The organism is Dolichospermum lemmermannii CS-548, assembly GCF_028330815.1.
GTDB lineage: Bacteria > Cyanobacteriota > Cyanobacteriia > Cyanobacteriales > Nostocaceae > Dolichospermum > Dolichospermum lemmermannii.
The window spans coordinates 1-19706 of sequence record NZ_JAQMTJ010000305.1 but is presented as its reverse complement, the minus strand read 5'-3'; the positions used below and the strand labels follow the sequence as shown (position 1 = coordinate 19706).

General features: G+C 36.8%; 13 protein-coding genes. 12 read left to right on the top strand and 1 reads right to left on the bottom strand.

What is annotated here, in order from left to right; translation table 11 throughout:
- The first annotated feature begins 681 nt into the window (after positions 1–681).
- The 11 genes from PN450_RS21645 (at position 682) to PN450_RS21595 (ending at position 13362) form a co-directional block, all read left to right on the top strand.
- Positions 682–939, top strand: coding sequence for a CTB family bacteriocin (locus tag PN450_RS21645; RefSeq protein ID WP_271837526.1), 258 nt, complete (start codon positions 682–684; stop codon positions 937–939).
- A 174-nt stretch (positions 940–1113) separates the two neighbouring features.
- The gene (locus PN450_RS21640) at positions 1114–1467 is read left to right on the top strand and encodes a hypothetical protein (protein WP_271837525.1); all 354 of its coding nucleotides are present in this window, start codon (positions 1114–1116) and stop codon (positions 1465–1467) included.
- A gap of 315 nt (positions 1468–1782) precedes the next feature.
- Entirely contained in the window at positions 1783–3933 is a 2151-nt protein-coding gene (locus tag PN450_RS21635) for a peptidase domain-containing ABC transporter (RefSeq protein ID WP_271837524.1), read from the top strand.
- A 28-nt stretch (positions 3934–3961) separates the two neighbouring features.
- Positions 3962–5362 carry an HlyD family secretion protein gene (locus PN450_RS21630; RefSeq protein ID WP_271837523.1) on the top strand — a complete coding sequence of 467 codons (1401 nt, stop codon included), beginning with the start codon at positions 3962–3964 and terminating at the stop codon, positions 5360–5362.
- A gap of 656 nt (positions 5363–6018) precedes the next feature.
- Positions 6019–6696, top strand: a complete 678-nt coding sequence (locus PN450_RS21625; protein ID WP_148767035.1) for a response regulator — start codon at positions 6019–6021, stop codon at positions 6694–6696.
- A 237-nt stretch (positions 6697–6933) separates the two neighbouring features.
- Positions 6934–7827, top strand: a complete 894-nt coding sequence (locus tag PN450_RS21620) for a sensor histidine kinase (RefSeq protein WP_271837522.1) — start codon at positions 6934–6936, stop codon at positions 7825–7827.
- 121 nt (positions 7828–7948) lie between these two features.
- The gene (locus PN450_RS21615; RefSeq protein ID WP_271837521.1) at positions 7949–8905 is read left to right on the top strand and encodes a ribonuclease Z; all 957 of its coding nucleotides are present in this window, start codon (positions 7949–7951) and stop codon (positions 8903–8905) included.
- A gap of 46 nt (positions 8906–8951) precedes the next feature.
- Complete coding sequence (gene bcp / locus PN450_RS21610; protein ID WP_271837520.1) at positions 8952–9428, top strand: thioredoxin-dependent thiol peroxidase; 477 nt, start codon at positions 8952–8954, stop codon at positions 9426–9428.
- Between the two features lie 160 nt (positions 9429–9588).
- Positions 9589–10215: a type I restriction endonuclease gene (locus PN450_RS21605; protein WP_271837519.1), complete on the top strand. Its 627-nt coding sequence runs from the start codon at positions 9589–9591 to the stop codon at positions 10213–10215.
- 13 nt (positions 10216–10228) lie between these two features.
- Positions 10229–11401, top strand: a complete 1173-nt coding sequence (locus PN450_RS21600; protein ID WP_271837518.1) for an IscS subfamily cysteine desulfurase — start codon at positions 10229–10231, stop codon at positions 11399–11401.
- Between the two features lie 125 nt (positions 11402–11526).
- Positions 11527–13362 carry an APC family permease gene (locus PN450_RS21595; RefSeq protein ID WP_271837517.1) on the top strand — a complete coding sequence of 612 codons (1836 nt, stop codon included), beginning with the start codon at positions 11527–11529 and terminating at the stop codon, positions 13360–13362.
- A 28-nt stretch (positions 13363–13390) separates the two neighbouring features.
- Here the strand turns inward: PN450_RS21595 and PN450_RS21590 are convergent, their stop codons facing one another.
- Positions 13391–18850: a translocation/assembly module TamB domain-containing protein gene (locus PN450_RS21590; protein WP_271837516.1), complete on the bottom strand. Its 5460-nt coding sequence runs from the start codon at positions 18848–18850 to the stop codon at positions 13391–13393.
- A 357-nt stretch (positions 18851–19207) separates the two neighbouring features.
- Between PN450_RS21590 and PN450_RS21585 the strand changes: the two genes are divergently transcribed.
- Positions 19208–19627 (top strand): DUF3110 domain-containing protein, encoded by a 420-nt coding sequence (locus PN450_RS21585; protein WP_271837515.1) that lies wholly within the window; start codon positions 19208–19210, stop codon positions 19625–19627.
- Positions 19628–19706 lie beyond the last annotated feature (79 nt).

Below are 19706 nucleotides of genomic sequence, written 5' to 3'. Positions count from 1 at the left end.
CGCTCAGACTACAGCGTAAGCGAGACGCTCAGAATACAGCGTAAGCGAGACGCTCAGAATACAGCGTAAGCGAGACGCTCAGAATACAGCGTAAGCGAGACGCTCAGAATACAGCGTAAGCGAGACGCTCACACTACAGTAAGCGAGACGCTCACACTACAGCGTAAGCGAGACGCTTACACTACAGTGAGCGAGACGCTCACACTACAGTCCATCATTTTTATCTTGACAAACTACTAGTTTACAGGGAATGATGGCAAGTTTGAAAGCCCTCCAGTTGTCGGCATAAAATCTAATCCTGACTAAGCATGATTTAAAATTAGATAATTTATTTAAGCTCTTATAATCATATATCCATTTATGTAAATGCCCATGAGGCGAATTTTCAGTCTCATAACCCAAAGTTTGTGAAAACGAAACAAAATAGTTGTTCTGTTTGTTATTGCTGGATGAGAATAATGAATAGAAGATAGCAGAAATTTTCTATTTGGTGACAGTAATTTAGCCGATTTGGCGTGTATTTTTCGGCAATATTTAGTTCTAAATCTGGTAATTAAGTTTGCAGAAACTGACAATGAATTAACTAATCACTCCTCGATATTCTATTAACAAGCGAGGGAGAAAACGGCAACCGAGCAGTAAACAACCCCAAGCGTCATAAAAATCAAGGAGAATTCAGTCATGTCTAATTTATTTACCACAGTATCTGTTGAACAACAAGAAATCGTAGCTGGTGGTGGTAGTGGTTTACTTAATGAGACTTTCTTGAGTGCTTTAAGAAATGTGCAAGTGGGTTTTAGTCGTTCAACCGTGAATGGTAGCGAAACTGGAAGTCAACAAGATGTTCAGAAAATCAATACTGCTGGTCGTCAAATTGGACTAGCTGATTTTGCAACAGTGACCTTACCAGCAACACAAACATTCTTCAGTGTGATTTAAGTAAGTTAACAAAACAAATTGAGCAGGTAGTGAGAAATATACTTGAGTTTTATTTTTTCTACCTGTTTAAAATCAGTGGTAAATAGGATCATCTGATACTGTTTAATGATCCTCAGAGTTTTATAAATACCACTTCTCGTAACAAATTGGAAAAAGATTTATGTATCACAAAAAATGATACATAAATCTTATTTTTTAGAAGCAGGAGGTTTTACCATCTTGGATCATATAAAAATTAACAACTCCAACCTATTTATAGGTATATCAGAAAAGCAACAGGAGTCTGTATCTGGGGGAATGTTTTATATGTTCTACCAAAATACGAATATATCCACCAGCGCAAGAAGTATCATGAATATTGGTGAAGGCAATTCGAGCAGCTCTTGGATAAATGAATCTGACTATCAATTGTCCCAAACAACATTAGTTATAGCTTCATCATTTGGTGGTGGTGCTGGTGGTGGTGTCCGTCGCAATAACCGCAGGCGACGTGGTAGCTTATTCGCAAAACTATTTAGTTTTTTTTAGCAGAGAAACAAAATCACAATCACTTCATTTTATATTCCACTATTTAGATCATACAGCACTCGTTCATACCCATATTCCCGACTTCTGACATAAATTTATAATTTATGGACACAATAAATAAAAGAAGTCGGGGATCTTATCGTCTCACCTGAATTCTTACCTTAATTGTTCAATTTGCCTCCTTAAATATTGTACATAATTCTTAGGCAAAGTGCTGTATTCGCCAAGATTTTACACCAATTAAATAAATATAAAAAATCAATTTAATAACAAATAAATTGGCTTATTTTTCCAACTTTATATGGTTAATTGCTAATGAAATACCAATTTGTTAAACAGCATAGTGAAGAAGACTGTGGTGCAGCTTGTTTAGCGGCAATTGCCAAATATTACGGTCAAACATTTACCATTAGTCATATTCGGGAAGCCGTCGGAACTGGGCAATTTGGAACTACCTTATTAGGATTAAAAAGAGGAGCAGAAATTCTGGGTTTTAACGCCAATCCAGTGAAAACTTCTCCAGAAATATTAGATAAAATTAATGAAGCCCCTTTACCCGCGATTATTCATTGGCAAGGCAATCATTGGGTGATTTTATATGGTAAAAAAGGTAAAAAATTTCTGATTGCAGACCCCGCAGTGGGAATGCGTTATCTTTCTAAAGAAGATATCAAAGCAGCTTGGACAGATTGGTTATTATTATTAGTAGAACCAGACCCCCTTCGATTTTTTGCTCAAAAGCAAGATAAAGAAGGTGGTTTTTGGCGTTTCTTCCGACGAGTTTGGATTTATCGTGGTATTTTATTCCAAGCTTTACCTCTCAATTTAGTCTTGGGTTTACTGTCTTTAACTTCTCCTTTTCTGCTGCAAATTCTCACCGATGATGTATTAGTTAGAGGTGACATAAAATTATTAACTACAGTAGTCATTGCTGTAGTAGTTATGAATATTATTTCTACTAGCCTTTCATTTGTCCAGTCTAACTTAATTGCTCATTTTGCTCAACGAATGCAATTAGGTCTAGTTTTGGAATTTGGGCGGCAAATTCTGCGTTTACCATTAACTTATTATGAAACTCGTCGCAGTGGTGAAGTTGTGAGTCGGCTGCGAGACATTGACCAAATTAATCAATTAATTGCTCAAGTTGTTATTGGTTTACCCAGTCAATTTTTTATTGCCATAATTTCCTTGGGTTTCATGTTTTTCTATAGCTGGAAACTTACCTTGGTAGCTTTAGTAATTTCTGTGATCATGACCACATCTACCTTTATTTTCCAGCCCACATTACAACAAAAAACTAATGAACTCTTAATTACAGAAGCGGAAACCCAAGGGGTTTTAGTGGAAACCTTTAAAGGTGCATTAACTCTCAAAACAACCGCATCAAGAAGACAATTTTGGGATGAATTACAAAATCGTTTTAATCGTCTAGCTAGGCTAACATTTCAGACGATGCAAATTGGGATTATTAATAATACCTTTTCAAGTTTTATTTCTGGTATTGGTGGCGTAGTTTTACTCTGGTTTGGCGGCTATTTGGTAATTAACCCGGCTGAAAATATCAGTGTTGGGCAATTACTAGCATTTAATTCAATGAATGGTAATTTTATATCTTTAATTAGTACAGTTATTAATTTTGTTGATGAATTTACCCGGGCTAAAACCGCTACTCGAAGGCTGACAGAAGTTATTGATGCCACTCCAGAAGAAGAAGATAATAGTAAAAAGCCATTTATAGAAATCTCTAGTAATGCTGATATTATTTGTACAAATTTAACTTTTCATTATCCTGGTCGAATTGATTTATTAGAAGATTTTTCTTTAACGATTCCTGGAGGTAAGAATATTGCTCTAATTGGTAAATCTGGCTGTGGTAAAAGCACCTTAGCCAAATTAATTTCTAGTTTATATCAATTGCAATCTGGTAATATCCAGATTGGGATTTATAATCTCCAAGACCTTTCTCTAGAATGTCTCCGTCAACAAATAGTTCTTGTTCCTCAAGATGCTCATTTTTGGAATCGTTCTATTGTTGATAATTTCCGATTAGGAGCGCCTTATGTTAGTTTTGAGCAGATTGTTCAAGCTTGTAAAATTTCTGGTGCTGATGAATTTATAAGTAAGTTACCTGAGACATATCAAACTATTTTAGGTGAATTTGGTGCTAATATTTCTGGTGGACAAAGACAAAGATTAGCCATAGCTAGAGCCATTATTACAGATCCAGCAATTCTCATTTTAGATGAATCTACTGGTGGACTAGATCCAGTGAGTGAAGCCCAAGTTTTAGACCAACTCTTTCAACATCGTCAAGGGAAAACAACGATTTTAATTACTCATAGACCCAAGGTAATTAATCGGGCTGATTGGATTGTTTTAATAGATCAAGGTAGGTTGAAATTAGTAGGTTCTTTGGAAGATTTACGTAGCAAAACAGGAGACCATTTAGATTTTGTAATTCCTTAGTTATTATTATTTATTGCTTTTGATAATTATGCTTTACACTCATAATCAAGAATTCGATTCTCTCAGTGACAATGATAATTCACTTCCACCTATAAATCGGTGGACATCCTTAGCAGGTGTATTTCTGATTGGGACTGTTATTGCTAGTATTACTTTATCCTCATGGGTAAAATATAATGTAACAATCAAAGCTGCTGCTATTGTTCGTCCCATAGGTGAAACTCGTGTAGTCCAACCCAAGATAGAAGGGACTATTAAAAGTATTTTAGTCAAAGAAAATCAAATTGTTAAGCAAGGGGAAATAATTGCTATCTTAGATACTGATCAATTGCTAATTAAGAAAAGCCAATTAGAAGAAGGTATCAAACAAAGTAAATTACAAATAATGCAAATTTATGCTCAAAATGGGATTTTAAATAATCAAATAATTGCTGAGAAAAGAGTCGTAGAAAGAATTATCGCTGCTGCTAGAGAGGATTTGTTAAGAAATCAAAGAGAATATCAAGAACGAAGAATTAATACTGAAAATGAATTAATGACAGCGGAGGTAAATATTGAAAAAGAATTAGTAGATTTAGAAAAGGCTGAAGTTGATTTAGAGTTTGCCAAAGTAGATCGGGATCGTTATGAGAAATTATCAAAAATTGGTGCAATTGGCAACCGAGAATTTGAGCAAAAACAGCTAGTTGTCAAACAAATAAGTTTAACATTAGAAGCGGCAAAAAAAGCTGTTGATATCGCTCAAATAAAAATTAAATCTAATAAAGCTGCCATTAATCCCACTACAGCCATGGTGAAAATGGCAGAACAACGTATTGCTCAAGAAATTGCCAAAGGTGAAGCCAATATAGCAGTTTTAAATAAAGAAAGAGAAATCTTAATTCAGCGATTATTAGAAATACAAACTCAAATTAAACAATCACAAAAAGAACTTCAACAACTCGAAAATCAACGCAAAAACAGTATTATTCTTTCCACAAGTAATGGAATTATATTTAAACTAAATTTACGCAACTCTGGTCAATTTGTGCGAGCTGGTGAATCTATTGCTGAAGTTGTCCCTAATAATGCTCCTTTAGTAATTAAAGCCATGATTCCCACAGCAGAAATTAACAAAATTGCGATTAATCAAAAAGTTCAACTTCGTGTTGATGCTTGTCCCTATCCTGATTATGGAACTGCGAAAGGGATTGTTAAAAACATCGCTCCAGATGCAATTACACCTCAAAGCAAAGATTCAAATACTACAAATTCTTCTGGTATTAGCTATTTTGAAGCCGCAATTCAACCCGAAAGCTACTCATTTGGAAATAATGGTCGTCAGTGTCTACTGCAATCAGGAATGAACGCTACAGCCGAAATTATTTCTAAGGAAGAAACAGCATTACAATTTATGTTGAGAAAAGCTAGATTAATTACTGATTTATGAGTAGAAATTAAGTGTAGCAATCCTATTTAAGTTGTGATAGCGTGCAGATCCCCAACTTCTTAGAGAAGTCGGGGATCTGGTTGTTCGTATTTTTTATTCCCATTTACCAGAATTAGAACATCTTTACAATAGCTTTAAGTTTTTAATGCCATGTAAATGCTCATCCTTTCACAAAAACCTTATGTCAATCTGGCACTTTTATTGGCAAGTATTTTCTATTACTTAATATCTCCTATAGTACCAGGCAATATATCTGTCACGACTCTTATTAAACCTAAATTATTGTTAAATAAACATATTTATTATGATTATATATCAACTTCATAATCTCAGTATTTTCTAATAAATTTCATGGAATTAGCGTGACACCCCCCATAGACAATAAGTTATAACTAAGAGAATCTAGGAAAAATTCAGAGGCAACAGAGACCTGGCAACTTTCTAACAGGAAAAACTCATGTTTAGAAACATGAGATTGAAATAATGACACTGTTTTTTTGGTGCTTACACATCTTTTAAAAACATCTTTTTTTTTGACAGAAGCTCTAAACTGGTGCAAATGAGTGTTTCTTATCTGTTCCCTTTGTTTGTAATTAATGGTATGAGATAGGAATCAAGACTTATCAGGAGTATAGCTATTGGGACAATTATTAGATATGCAACAAGTTTCATCGGAAAAAACAATTTTAAAATTCATCGTTATTGATGATCACGAATCAGTTTTAAATGGAACAGTGGAAATATTAAGGAAAAACTATCCTAGTGCTGAATTTAATTCGGCTACAAATGCTAGTTATGCTTTTGAGCAAGTTATTAGTTACCAACCTGACTTAGTAGTTATGGATCTTTCCATACCAGAAAAACCGGAAATGATAGCGAGGGTTGATACAGGTATTCAACTTTTGAAGGTTTTAATGGAAAATTATCCTCATTTAAATTTTGTTATTCAAAGCGCCCATGTGAGAACATTAGTCCGCATTCGTCCTTATCTTGATAATCATCAAGGAGGCTTGACTATTGCTGATAAAAGTCTTTCTACTCCAGAAATGTTAACTAGAGTTGATTGGGCATTACAGGGATTAACCCATACAAAAGACATCAAAGGAATTCACTCAGGTTTAGAGGTGAAACCAGAATGGTTGAAAGTCCTGAACTTAGCCTTTGAAGCAGGATTACAAGATAAAGCAATTGCTGAAAAGATGTGCATTTCTGAACGCATGGTACGTCATTATTGGAATAAATTACAGGACGCTTTAAATATTTATCCAGAAGCAGGCAAAAACATTCGCATTCAAACAGAAATTAAAGCTAGATATGAAGGATTAATTGATTAATCAACTAACAAACAAATAAATAAAGTTAGAGGTTGTTTGAAAACTTTTTCGTGTGGGATCTGACACCCGCAGATCCCCCTAAATCCCCGTTAAAAAGGGGGACTTTGAGGAATTTAGCCCTCCTTTGTAAGGGGGTTGGGGGGATCTCGATTAATTCTGATACTTTTCAAACATCCTCTTAGTAAAATCAATAATTTGTTTTCCATAATTAAGGTTTTGAGAGTGAGATAAAAGCTTATGCAAACTCAAATTTGGAAAAAACTACAACCAGAAAATTATTTTGGTTATGGAGAAAAGTTATCAGAAAATATCATGACTATTTTGAGTCTAGTCTTGATTAGTCATTTTTTGTTAACTAGGAATTCTGCAGTTGCCTTAATACCAGCAATTTTTTTGATGGTTATTAATTGCATCAGTATCATAGCTTTATATCAATATCACCAAACAATTAAAGCTGGGATTAAATCTCGCCAAAACATGATTGAAACTAAATTTGAAACAATTCATAATGGACCATTACAAAGTCTGGCTAGAGTTTTAAAGCTAGTTAAAGGGCAAGAATTACCAATTAATAACTTGCTACCTTTAATAGAAAAAGAACTTGAAGAACTAAATCAAGAATTACGAGGAATATCTAATTTTTGGCAACAAGAAACTCTTAATCAAGATACTAGCCTTTATCTAGGAAATAGTCTAGTCATAGATTTGCAAAACCCTTTACCTGAAATCCTTTATCAAGTTTATAGCCACACCTTAGAACGAGATTTTCCTGGCTTTAAAACCCTGAAACTAAAAATTCACAATTTTGAAACTATTAATGAAAGCAATTTGAGTATTGAAAATAAGCGCAGACTTTGCAGATTCTTAGAAGAAGCCTTATGTAATGTTGGTAAACACGCTACAGGAATCACATATTTGAAAGTTACTTATTCTGCTTCTAAAGAATATGCTACTCTGAGCATTATGGATAATGGTTTAGGAATTAACTCATCAAAAGAAGGTTGGGGGACAAAACAATTTAAAAATTTAGCCCAACAAATTAAAGGTAAATTTAGGCGAGTTTCCCTTTATCCTCAAGGTACTCTTTGTGAATTATCTTGGCCTTTAGCAAATTCTTTTTGGTGGCAATAAAAACTAGGAAAATTAGAAAATCTTGATATTTTACTTTTTCTCAAATAGCTGACTGTGCCAATACTGTGCCAAGATAGAGAATCAACAACTATATTGAGCAAAAGGACAGCTAAAAAACGCCGTGCAGATTACATTTTTAGGGACTAGTTCCGGTGTACCTACGAGATCACGCAACGTTTCCAGCGTGGCACTGAGGTTACCACAACGAGCAGAATTGTGGTTATTTGACTGTGGGGAAGGAACTCAGCATCAAATTTTGCGGAGTGATTTAAAAGTTAGCCAACTATCCCGAATTTTTGTCACCCATATGCACGGTGATCATATTTTTGGCTTAATGGGATTGCTTGCCAGTTGCGGTTTAGCAGGTAATGTAGACAAAATTGATATTTATGGTCCATCGGGATTAAACGAATACCTACAAGCCGCTTCCCGTTACTCTCATACCCATTTTTCTTACCCCATTAAAGTGCATACTGTGCAGTCGGGGGTAGTTTATGAAGATGATGAATTTACAGTTAGCTGTAGTCTTTTACATCACCGCATTCCTGCTTTTGGCTACCGAGTAGCAGAAAAAGATAGAACCGGACGCTTTGATATAGACAAAGCCAAAGCCTTAGAAATTCCTTCAGGTCCAATTTATGGACAACTCAAGCGCGGTGAAACAGTCACCCTGGCAGACGGAAGAGTAATTAATGGCAGTGAATTATGTGGTTCCACGGAAATTGGTCGGAAAATTGCCTATTGTACAGATACAGTTTATTGTGATGGTGCAGTACAATTAGCACAGGATGCAGATGTGTTAATTCATGAAGCAACGTTTGCTCATCAAGATTCAGAAATGGCTTTCCAGCGGTTACATTCTACAACCACAATGGCCGCGCAAACAGCATACATTGCCGGAGTTCGCAAACTGATTATGACACATTTTAGCCCCCGCTATGCTCCAGGTAATACCATTGAATTAAAAGACTTACTTAAAGAAGCAAAAGCAATTTTTCCGAAAACAATTATGGCTCATGATTTTATGGTTTATGATGTTCCTCGCAGACGAGAAATTGAATCCAGTGTGAGTGCCTAATTTCACTATAATTTTCATCTATTCCCAATTTATCACCCTCTAATATATGAGCAATATTCCCCAAATTGGCCAACCTGCACCAGATTTTTCGACCCCAGACCAAAACAATAATTTAGTTAATATTGCCGATCTAAATCAGTGGCTAGTTCTCTATTTTTACCCTAAAGATAATACACCTGGCTGCACCACAGAAGCTCAAGACTTTACAGAATTATTCTCAGAATTTACCACAGTAGGGGCGAAAATTATCGGCGTTAGTCCCGACTCTGCCACATCTCATTGTAAATTTATTGACAAACATAATTTATCAATTACCCTATTAACTGATCCTGAACATCAATTAATAGAAGCTTATGGTGCATGGCGTTTAAAGAAGTTTATGGGTAAAGAATATATGGGGGTTGCTCGTTCAACCTTCCTGATTTCACCTAATAAAAGCATCGCCTACGCTTGGCCGAATGTCAAAACAAAAGGTCATGCTGAAGCTGTACTTAAAAAAATCAAGGAATTAGCAGCTATTTAAACTTTTATAGTCCGATTCTTCGGACTTTGCTAATATAGCTTTGATATTTAATTTTCCAAATGTTAATTAATTTAAACTTTACTTTACTGAATCACATTCATAAAATAACATAACAATTCTGACCTGATACAATAGAAATATCAATTCTATTATTTGTATTATGGTTCAGTTCATCCAAGCACAAAATATAGGCATTGCCTATTTAGAAGAAAGATTTAGTTTAGAACAAACCGACAGTGAAGCGTTCTTTCCTGAATGGTGGGAACATTTGCCAGAAATTTCTGATTTAGAAAAGCAATATCTAGACAGAGTAAAATTTCATTTTCTCCGATTGGTTAAACATCCTCCTTTATCAGAAGAAACCGTAAAGTTAGTTGTTTTATCTCCCTTACTCAGTTTAGCCGGATTTTATGATGAACCTTTCTTTATTAGAAGTGAATCATCAATAGAAATTGCCGTCGAAGATGCAGAAGAACTTATCAGAGACAGAATTGATGTTTTAATTATCCAGCAACAATTATGGTTATTGGTAATTGAATCTAAAAAAACTGCTTTTTCCCTTGCACAAGCCATACCTCAAGCACTTACTTATATGCTGGCTAATCCTCATCCTGATTATCCTGTATATTCATTAGTCATTAATGGAGAAGATTTTCAATTTATCAAACTGCTGCAAAAAGATCAACCTAGATATGCTTTGTCAGACAGATTTACTTTGTATCGTCGAGAAAACGAACTTTATCAAGTTTTCCGAATCTTAAAAAAACTAAGTCAAATTTTGAATTAACTCTGAATTAATTATGTCCAGTCGTCCTATCTATCTCGATTGTCATGCTACTACCCCCGTTGATGAAAGGGTAATGGCTGCTATGATTCCCTATTTTACCGAAAAGTTTGGTAATGCGGCGAGTATTAGCCATATTTACGGTTGGGAATCGGAAGCTGCTGTTAGACAAACACGGGAAATTTTAGCAAAAGCAATTAACGCTACCCCCGAAGAAATTGTTTTTACCAGTGGTGCAACGGAAGCAAATAATTTAGCTATTAAAGGTATTGCTGAAGCTTATTTCCAAAAAGGTCAGCATATTGTGACTATTGCCACGGAACATAAAGCAGTTTTAGATCCTTGCGAATATTTAAAAAGTCTTGGTTTTGATATTACAATTTTGCCAGTACAAAAAGATGGACTAATTGATTTAAATCAGTTAGCAAAAGCTTTGCGTCATGATACAATTTTAGTATCTGTAATGGCTGCAAATAATGAAATTGGGGTTTTACAACCAATAGCCGAAATTGGAGAAATGTGCCGGCAAAGGCAAATTATTTTGCACACAGACGCAGCCCAAGCTATTGGTAAAATCCCTTTAGATGTAGAAGAGATGAATATTGATTTAATGTCTCTCACAGCCCATAAAGTCTATGGACCAAAGGGAATTGGGGCTTTATATGTCCGCAGACGTAACCCTAGAGTTAAACTTGCTTCCCAACAACATGGGGGAGGACATGAAAGAGGAATGCGTTCTGGGACTTTATACACACCGCAAATTGTCGGTTTTGGTAAAGCTGTAGAAATTGCTGATTCAGAACAAGAAACCGAAAATCAACGATTAACAGCATTAAGAGCAAGATTGTGGCAACAGTTATCTACTGTCGGGGGAATTCATGTAAACGGACATCCTCAAAACCGATTAGCAGGAAACTTAAATATTAGTGTGGAAGGTGTAGATGGTGCAGCACTTTCTTTAGGGTTACAATCAACAGTAGCTGTATCTTCGGGTTCTGCTTGTTCTTCTAATAATGTTGCCCCTTCCTATGTGTTGAAAGCATTGGGACATTCGGATAAATTAGCTTATGCTTCCATGCGATTTGGGATGGGGAGATTTAATACAGTTGAGGAAATTGATCAAGTTGCCAAACAAGTAATTTCTACCATTCAAGGTTTAAGAAGTGCTTCAGTAGTTAGTTGTCAGTAGCAATTATTAGACAACTTAACAGTTAATTTGTCAAAAATCTGCCAGAATTATTATATTCTGTAAACTTGGGTTTGAGTTTACTTTCAGACAAGTATCAATTAACATATTTACTAAGTGGACTTTTTATGTCCTTTTACCCACAGGTTAAAGAATTTTTTCTCGGTAAATCCTTACCAACCAGCGCCCATAGCGAAGAACGATTGACTAACGCAGCAGCTTTGGCGGTACTTTCTTCCGATGCTCTTTCCTCTGTGGCTTATGCGACAGAAGAGATCTTGCTGGTTTTAGTAGCCGCAGGCAGTGGCGCTCTTGGCTTGTCTTTGCCTATTGCTATCGCCATTATTGCCCTCCTGGGCATAGTAGTCCTTTCCTATCGGCAAACCATTCGTGCTTATCCTCAAGGTGGTGGTTCTTACATTGTCGCTAGAGAAAATCTGGGTCTTTATCCTGGACTCGTGGCTGGTGGTTCGCTGATGATTGACTATATTTTAACAGTAACTGTCAGTATATCTGCGGGTACAGCCGCTTTAACATCAGCAATTCCCGCACTGCAATCTCACACAGTCCTTCTGTGTTTGATTTTCATTTTCTTGATCATGCTGGCAAATCTTAGGGGTGTCAAGGAATCAGGACAGATATTCATGGTTCCTACCTATGCCTTTATTGTGAGTATTTTTCTGTTAATTGGCATTGGTTTGTTTAAATATAGCACTGGGCAAGTTGCAGTTGAATATCCTTCTCTTCCTGTTACCGAAGGCATAAGTGTATTCTTCATCTTACGGGCTTTTTCCGCTGGATGTACGGCACTGACAGGAGTAGAAGCAATATCTGATGGGGTGTTAGCTTTTAAACCTCCAGAATCGAAAAATGCTCGGCTGACTTTGTTGTATTTAGGAGTAATTTTGGGATTCATGTTTGTGGGTATCACTTACCTGGCAAACATTTATCATATTGTTCCCGGAGAAGGACAAACAGTAGTTTCTCTTTTGGGGAGAGCAATTTTGGGAACAGGGCCTGTTTACTATTTCCTGCAAGTTGTTACCCTGTTGGTTTTGATGTTAGCTGCTAATACCAGTTATGCAGATTTTCCCAGACTGTGTTATTTTTTAGCCAGAGATGGATTTTTACCCCGCCAATTGTCTCTATTAGGCGATCGCTTGGTCTACTCTAACGGGATTATTCTCCTTAGTACCTGTGCAGGAATTTTAGCCATTATCTTCAAAGGTCAAGTTAACGCCATTATCCCTCTCTACGCAGTTGGTGTATTCACTTCCTTTACCCTTTCCCAAGCTGGTATGGTTCGTCACTGGTTTCAAGGACAAACCAGAAATTGGCGTGCCAGTGCAATTATGAATGCTTTAGGAGCATTTGCTACCTTAATAGTATTATTAGTCATAATTTCTACTAAGTTCCTCTTAGGTGCTTGGTTAGTAGTGGTAGCAATTCCCTTACTAGTGACTTTATTTGCAGTTATTCATCAACATTATCAATATGTAGCTCAACGTCTTAGTATTCAGGAGTTAGCACCCCGGAGTTATATCTCCGTTCCCAAGCCAGAAATTATCACCCACCCTGCGGTAGTTGTCGTCGGACAGCTAAACCGAGGAACAGTAGAAGCTTTAGACTATGCGCGGACAATTGCAGATGAAATTGTCGCTGTTCACGTAGATATTGGTTCCACAGATCGGCAAAAACTCCAAGAAAAATGGCAGAATCTAGAATCCGATATTCCTTTGCAAATTATTGATTCTCCTTATCGTTCAGTAATTGAGCCAATTGTAGATTTTATTGGTCAGTTCCAGGAAAGTCGCCCAGGTGTTTTCACAACTATCATTATTCCCGTTTTTGTCCCTCGAAATTGGTGGGATAGTATTTTACATAACCAAACAACTTTGTTTTTGAAGACTGCTTTACGAGCAAAAAAGAGTCGTATTGTCACAACTGTTAGATATTACTTGTGATTATTGGTAATTATCAATGATCAATTTTTTAAAACCTCCGTTCAAACTCAATTACAGCCCGGGTATCATCAGTTAAATTAGTGGAAGAACGAAGACGAAATTGATTATTTATCCGGTAATTAATCCCCCATTGTAAAGGATCATTTGCTGTTAAGATCTTAATAGTAGAAAGGGAAAATTTCGGAGAAATATCAATTCCGGCTTCTAAAGCTAATTCTAAAGATGAGTTATTTTTTCCCGCTGCTGGTCTTTCCGAAACAATAGTCGGAAATATCCGCAATTCACTTAAACCAAAAGCATCACCAATTTCATTAAATGCACCTTGGAAATTACTGAAAACAGCCGAACTAGCAATATTAATTAAACCCAGATTACTGTCATTACGTCCTTGATTGTCAATAAGTCCACCTCCTAACAAAGTGACAATTTGTGTTTGTGAACGAGAAGGATTACTTTTTAGTTGTAAGTTATCATTAATTTGACTAGCTAAACCATTAATACTGGCTTCAACTCGGACTGTTTCCAACCCGGCTAAACCTGTAGAACCTTGTCTGCTAATATCACTATTTTGAGTTATATCTAGAATCTTCGCAAATAGCCGAATATCCAAATTAGGATCACGGGGTTGACGAGGGCTAAAAGTAGCGGTGTGTTCATGACCTTTTGCTAAATTTAATTGGGTAGTAAACAAATTTACTGCACCTTTATTTAACTTAATAGTTCCTTCTGGTATCGGTTCAACTAAAGAACCGTTAACAATTAGATCTCCAGAAGCTTGGAATTTAAAAACTGGTGATTTGACAATTTGGATATTTCTACCTAATTTTAATCCTAAATTATTTAACCTAGTAATTTTATTTTCTGGATCTGGTTTGTTTTGGTTGCCAATTTTATTAGCTGCTGAATTCTCATCTGGAGATTCTGTTAACAACACTTGACCATCAAATAATTCTATATTACCGCCAATTATTGGTTTCAGCACAGAACCAGTAATTTCTAAATTACCATTAGCACCTCCTTGATATAACCCCTTGAGATTTAAAACTAATTGTTTTAAGGTCACAATTAGCGGCACATCTATTTTGGTATCTCGACTATTAAAAATTGGCAATTCTCCAGCAGCTTGAATATTACCATCACTAAATTTACCTTCGAGACTTTTTATAAACACACGGGTTAAATCGAAAATTGCTTTACCATTCACATTGGTTAACTTTCCTGGTAAGGCTGAGGATCTAAAAGTAGCATTATCGAGAGAAGCAGTTCCTTTAACGAAAGGTTGTTGTTGAGTTCCCCGAACTTTTAAATCTAATTCCCCTTGTCCTTTTTCAAAAGATATCTCATTAGTAAACAGATTGAGAATTGTTAAACCTTCATTTTTGACATTGATATCTAAGGTAATTTGATTACTGTTTGATTTTTCAGAAGCAAAGGGCAAAGTATAGGGAATACTACCATTAATATTTGCAGGTTCAGTCCCTACTCCCACTCCCGTTACCTTACTACCAAAATTTAAACGTCCGTTAGCATAACTGAAACTAGTATTAGCTGATTCCACTGATTTCTGATCAATTGTTCCTTCTGTAATGCTTAATTCTCCTCTAGCTTGAGGATTGATAATACTCCCAGCTATTGCTGCGGTAATATTCAGCTTACCGCCAATTCCCAGTGGCAGTTTCACCAAATTATTTAGTCGCTGAATGGGAAAGTTTTCGATTTTTAATTGACCTGATTGCGCCTGACCACCAATGTTACCTGTAAAGGCAATTATTTTTTGCTGAGATTGAATTCGTAAAGGTCGGAAACGGAAAATTCCTTCTTCAAAACTACCTTTAGCTATGACTTGTTCCGCACGATAAAAGCGGCTTGGTTCTGTTGATTTACCCCAGGTGAAGTTTTCTCCTTGGAGGTTAAATTTTATCCTGGGTTCGTCCGTTGTGGCAGTATTAATAAAAATATTCCCATTCAAAATCCCCTTTAAGTCTCTTAAATCTGGGATAGGTTTAGCCGTAGACCGTTGTTGTTGTTGGGTAGTTAGTAGGGTATCAATTTCTGATAACCGTTGGATTTGGGTCAATAGAGACTCTAAAGGTAATCCTTGGGAGTTGGTGGTTAAGTCCGCAGACTTGCCGTAAGTCGGTGCTTTTAAACCACGTTGGAAGTCTTCCATGTCAAAGATTTGAGCCGCATTCAAAAAGTCTTGAATGTTGCCTTTTTCAATGTTGATTTTTGCTCGCAGTTGCGGTTTTTTTGCCCACGGTTTGATATTGGCATCAAAGCTATATCTGCTTTCACCTTTGCGAAGTTCGCTATCACTAAGGACGAATGTATTGTTATCATAGCGCAGTTGTGTCCTAAAGCGATCGCCTTTAATCCGTCCAAGTTCGGGTTTTTCAATGGCTATATTTCCTGCTGTGGCTAATGTCTGCGAATTAATTTGCAAATTTGCTGTTAATAATCCTCTCACTCCTCCCGGACTTAAAAGAGTATTCGCTGGTACAGGTATATTTAAAGCTTTCAATGGGAAATTAGCCACATTCACACCCCAGTCAGATCCCGTTGCTGCACCTGATAGCAATGCTTGTTGCCACTGAACTAAAAACGATTTGGGGCGATTGTTACCATCTAAATTAATTGCTATCCGTTCCTTTACACCTGCAACATCTAAACTTAACCCCTGTCCTGATCCAGAATTCACATTACCAGTCAATAATGGTTCAAAAGCAAATTCCTGAACTTTGAAATTCCGTAACCCCAACTTACCTATAATATTTGGTGCAGTGGGTTTTCCTGTCACTTGTCCGCTAAAATCTAAGTTGCCAGCAATATCCGCAGTATCAGGTAGTTGCACTGGCAACCGTTGCAGACTATAATTTTTTGCCTGAACATTAAAATTTAATTGCGTAATTTCTGGGATACCTGCTTTCTTAGCATTAGCTAATAAATAACCTTTCATAGTGAGCGAAGTCGAACTATTAGCTTGAAAGTTAGCATTATTGAAACTATCAACAGTTAGCTTTTCTCCATTCCACCCGATATCAGCTTGAATAGGTGAATCAAAACCTCGTAAACCTTGACTAAAGCGCACCTGACCAACAGCAGCCACATCTGCTAATTTAGAAGCAGTCACATTTCCCGATATTTGCAACTTTCCTCCCAACTGTCCTTTTAACTGCTGATTGAAAGGGTTTAATTGTAACCCTGAAGTAGCCAACAATGCTTGATAATTACCATTATTAAGTTGAATAGAAGAGGCTGTAACTGTACCACTGGGTAATTTCAAACTGCCTTTTCCCTCCCCTTGAATAGTTTCTGGTTGGAACGACTCGACAGAACCAGTTACTTGCAACTGACCGGCTATATTTCCTTGGAATTGTGGTGGTACAGATGCTAACTTTGTCAGGGGGACATTTTCCGCTTGAATTTTCGCCTGATAGCGACCTTCTGCAACTTGAATATTAGCAGCTTTAATTCTCCCTCCACCAACAGAGAGGAATCCTTCACCTGTTCCAGCAAAGGTTTTGAGGTTAAAATTTTCCCTGTTACCGACAATAGTGAAATTACCTGCGAGGAGATTATTTAAAATTGGGTTAGCCTGTTTTAAAATTGTTCCTAAACGTAAATCTTTCCCAACTAATAAAGTTGTAAAATTTTGGTCTTGTAACTTAATTTGCGAAATATTAACTGTGCCACCAGCAATGTTGATATTGGCATTTTTAGGAATAATCGTCTCTATTTGAAATGGTGAAGAATTTCCTGATAATTGCAAATTACCGTTAAATTCTACCCCAGCTAGAGAAATATTTTCCTGCTGTTTTTGGTCAACAAAAGATGTTAATTTAATCTTGCTAGATTGAGCCGAAGCTTGCCAACGCTTGCTATCATGACTATAAATACCACTACCATTCACTACACCTCTACCAACAGTTGCAACTACATCACGAAAAGAAACTGTGCGGTCAGGATTAATAATGCTTGTCCCCGTTGCTGGGTATTGGGCTTGAGGAGCTTGCCATTTAACCAAAGTGTGGGTATTATCAGCTACACCTTTTATTTCTGCGGTGGCTGTCATCATGCCAATGGGGAATCCTGTTTTGATATTATATACTTGAGCGATCGCATCCCCTGGAATATTGTCCGCTCGGAGTTGAAAATTCAGTGCAGATACTTTACCAAGTTTAATAATTCCCCCGCCTTTAACCTCACCCCCATAGGTAGTTTTGCCTTGAATATCCGTAATTCTCAGGAGAGATTTACTACTAATAAGCTCAAATTTACTACTAACTTTCCCAAAATCAACTTGATCAATTCGGGCAGTTTTCAACGTCCTCACATTACCAGATAGCGCTGGTTTAGTAGTTGCTCCCATTAGCTGCAAATCGGCTTGAGCTATACCACTCACAGGAAATGGTAACTTTACCTTTAAAGTTGCTTGAGCATTGGCCAAACTTACCGCATTCACACGTGCTTTTAAATTAAACCCTGCTTGTTGATCAATAGTCCCCGATGTTGTGAACGGGATTTGTCCGTAGTTTGTGACTATATGATCTAATTTAATTACCAGTCCATCAAAAATGAGATTTCCCTGACTATGATTGAATAATTCGGGGATTTTTGCGATTTGTAGTGTTACCCCTTCCATCATAGCATTGCCATAGAGTAAGGTTTTCTGCTTTGGTGTTATCTTAATTCGCAAATCACCATTTACTCTCCCACTTTGTAAAGTCAGTGGTAAAGTTACAAGCCGAGTAATATCTGCGGACAGGAGATTTTGCCCTCGCACTCGAAAATCCCCTGCTAAAACTTTCTGAGGAATTAAATCTCCGACAATGGAAATATCACCCCCACTTACTGCCTTAGCAGCCAAGTCTAATTTAATTAGTTTATTTTTATTTAAGAGTTGAGCAGTTCCATTAATCCCAGAAAATTTTACAGGAACTTGTAAAGAAAAATCTCCCCCCATTTTTCTCGGTACTAATACCAAATTTGCATCCCGAAACCGTAACTTATCCAAATCAGTTTTAATCAATCCCTTACCAGTAGCTGGGGTGATAGTAGTCGTTAACCAGCGGGCTTGGGGATCTTGTTGAACATAAACATCTGGATTAATTAAAGTTACATCTAATCGGAGATTGCGGTTAATAACTAACTTCCAAATATCAAAACCTACATCTACTGCTTTGATATTTGCCCTATCTGGATCTGTGGCTGTAGCGGGAATCTCAGAAGCGGCAAACTGAACGCCAGTCAGGGAAAAGGACTGAACTGCTCCCAGTTTTACCGGACGGTTGAGAGTAGTAGTCAGACTTTGGGTAGCTAATGGTACTAGTTCCTGGTAAATAAAATTCTGCAATCGCCAAATACTGAAAATAATTCCTATTAATAGCAAAGCACCTACACCTAAACAACTACGGTTCAATATCATTAACCATAGAAGCCTAGGCCCAGAATCAGCGGGGCGAGAATTTTGACTAGGAGAGTTAGACATAGGTTTTCACTCTTGGATTACCAGATATCTGGAAGAATACAAAATACTAATTTTGACATAATTTTACGTTTAACTACTAGTAGTTTGTTGTAGTGTGAGCGTCTCGCTCACGCGGGCAAGATGCCCACACTACTGTAGTGTCTTGCTGACCCGTATTTAATTTTCACCAGATGTCTATTAGAGTATAGCCGGATGATGGCAAAAATTACAGCTAGGTTTTTGGCAAAATTAGATAACTATATCTTTTGGTCTATGCCTGATTTCCCGCAATCACACAAAAATTATTAGAGATTTTCCCGAATGTACAACCTAGAACTTTAAGATAAATTAGAGAACTAATCAATCAAAGGATGGATAATGCGTGTTTTTGTACTGATTTTCAATGCTGGTACTGATAATGAAGGAATTCACAGCATTCGGATTAGCAATGCCCAAGGTTTAGAAGGTAATAAAATCCTCATGTTTGAATCAGAGGACGATGCCACCCGTTTTGCTTTAATGTTAGAAGCTCAAGACTTCGCTATCCCGACAGTGGAGATGATGAATGCTGATGATGTTCAGGAATTTTGCCAAAGCACTGGCTATACTTGGGAAATTGTGGCTGAAAACAGTGAATTAGTAATTCCACCCGAAACGAACGTGGAACAAACTGATTGGCAAGCCCAAGCACAAATAAAGGATGCTGATAAAAACTTCTTCCCTACCAGTCTATCTGCCCCAGAAAGTGTTAATTCTGATTTAGACAGTATTCGTCGTCAACTGGAAGGTTTATTGTAGTTTGTTATTAGTTATTGGTGATTGGTCATTGGTGACTGGTGATAGGTGATAGGTGATTGGTGATTGGTGATTGGTGATT